Consider the following 2,022-nt stretch of genomic DNA (forward strand, 5'->3'; position numbering starts at 1 on the left):
AGCGGATGCTGACATATTGCGAACCACGGTCGCTGTGGTGAATCAGGGATTGGTCCCGCTGCGGTTGTCGGGCGTGTAGCGCTTGTTCCAAGGCATCCAGCACGAAGTCCGTATGCATGGTAGAGCTGACCTGCCATCCCACAATCCGACGCGCAAAAACATCGATCACAAAAGCGACATAGAGCCAACCCTGCCAAGTGGAAACGTAGGTGAAATCCGACACCCAGAGCTGGTCAGGCCGCTCCGCCCGAAAAACCCGGTGGACCCGGTCTCGTGGGCAGGGCACCTGGGTATCTGGAACCGTGGTGCGGATCTGTTTGTCAGCAGCGGATATAAATTGATACAGGCCAGCGATTGAAAATTGATACACCGGGTTGAGAAGATCGGCGTATTTGAGGCGCCGGTGATCACGAACGAGGTGTATATGGAAATCGAGGTATTAAGGAAACACGGTTTCAGCCTGCGGCGGATAGCGGCGGAGGTGGGATGTGCGGTAAACACGGTGCGCAGCCACCTATCGGAGGGGCGGAATCCGCAATACGAGCGGCGGAAGAAGCGGGCCAGCAAGCTATCGTCTTATGAAGCGTACCTGCGGGAACGGCAAGCGGCAGCACATCCCCACTGGATACCGGCCACGGTGTTGCACCGGGAGATTGCCGCTCTTGGCTACCCCGGTGGGATGAGCCAACTGCGTCGCTTTCTGCGCGGGGTCAAGCCCGCGCTGCCCGACGATCCGGTGATGCGTTTCGAGACGGCACCGGGTGAGCAGATGCAAGTGGACTGGGTGGAATTCCGCAGGGGAAACCATCCCCTCTACGCCTTCTGCGCCACACTCGGCTACAGCCGGGCGAGTTACGTCGAATTTGTCAGCGACATGAAAGTGGGCACCCTGATCGACTGCCACCAGCGCGCCTTTGGTGCCTTGGGCGGGGTTTCCCGACGCATCCTGTATGACAACATGAAGACCGTCGTTCTGGAACGCGATGTCGATGGTCCGGGAAAGCACCGTTACCATGCCGGATTTCTCGACTACGCCAAGCACTGCGGATTCGTCATCAAACTTTGTCGCCCTTATCGCGCACGTATCAAAGGCAAGGTCGAACGCTTCAATGGCTACCTGCGCCGCTCTTTCTACGTACCGCTGGCGACCAAGCTCAAGCAGGCCGGCCTGCAGCTGGATGTCGTCACGGCCAACGCCGAGGTTCAGCACTGGTTGAGAGAAGTTGCCCACGAACGCATTCACGGTACGACCAAAATGAAACCGGTCGAGCGACTGCAAGAAGAGCAGCTTCATCTCCAAGCCATTCCGGCGACTTGGCGAGGCGACATCGCGGCGGCCCGACCCAGGGAAACGGCGCCGCCTTCAGGTGAAGCGGAAGCTGCTCGATCGGTGGCGGTCATGGAACGCATCGAAGCCGCGACACCGGCACAACATCCGCTGGCGGTGTATGAGCAATTACTCGCGCAGTGCGGTGCGGGGATCGGGGTGGCGCCATGAACCTTCAGCATGAAAGGATGCTGTCGCTGTGCGAGACGCTGAACCTGCCCTTCACCGCCCAAGGCTACGCGGGTGCCAGCCAGGCGGCGGCCGAAAAGGAAATGGCCTATAGCGACTTCCTGGAGGGGCTTCTGAAGAGTGAAGTGGCTGGCAGGCAAATACGAAAGCAAAGTATGCTGACCCGTCTGGCGGGTTTCCCGGCCATCAAAACGCTGGACGACTTCGATTACCCCTTCGCCACCGGGGTTAAAAAGAACCAGATCGACGAGTTGGCAGGGCTGGGCTTTGTGGAGCGCCACGAGAACGTGGTCCTGATTGGCCCTTCCGGTGTTGGCAAGACGCACCTGGCCATCGCGCTGGGCTATCGGGCCGCACAGGCGGGTATCAAGACCCGCTTCACCACTGCCGCCGATTTGTTACTGACCTTGTCCGTCGCGCATGCCCAGAACCAGTTAAAGACGGTGATGCATCGGGCAATCAGTGCTTACCGGCTGTTGATCATTGACGAAATCGGCAGGTAGCCG

2 protein-coding genes and 1 pseudogene are annotated in these 2,022 nt (G+C 59.4%); 2 read left to right on the forward strand and 1 reads right to left on the reverse strand.

The window, feature by feature from the left end; genetic code table 11:
- Nucleotides 1-319, reverse strand: a pseudogene (locus HF921_RS11645) (DDE-type integrase/transposase/recombinase); the annotation flags it as partial.
- An 84-nt stretch (nucleotides 320-403) separates the two neighbouring features.
- Between HF921_RS11645 and istA the strand changes: the two are divergent.
- Nucleotides 404-1,498 carry an IS21 family transposase gene (istA, locus tag HF921_RS11650; RefSeq protein ID WP_215893858.1) on the forward strand — a complete coding sequence of 365 codons (1,095 nt, stop codon included), beginning with the start codon at nucleotides 404-406 and terminating at the stop codon, nucleotides 1,496-1,498.
- On the forward strand, nucleotides 1,495-2,019 hold the full coding sequence (locus HF921_RS11655; protein WP_319025490.1) for an ATP-binding protein: 525 nt from the start codon (nucleotides 1,495-1,497) through the stop codon (nucleotides 2,017-2,019). Before istA ends, HF921_RS11655 begins: the two co-directional genes overlap by 4 nt.
- Nucleotides 2,020-2,022: the final 3 nt, after the last annotated feature.

The sequence above is a fragment of the Acidithiobacillus ferriphilus genome (genome assembly GCF_018854775.1).
GTDB lineage: Bacteria > Pseudomonadota > Gammaproteobacteria > Acidithiobacillales > Acidithiobacillaceae > Acidithiobacillus > Acidithiobacillus ferriphilus.

Excerpts from the sequence above, each read along its gene's own strand:
- HF921_RS11655 (WP_319025490.1), top strand. The coding sequence starts at position 1,495 with ATGAACCTTCAGCATGAAAGGATGCTGTCGCTGTGCGAGACGCTGAAC.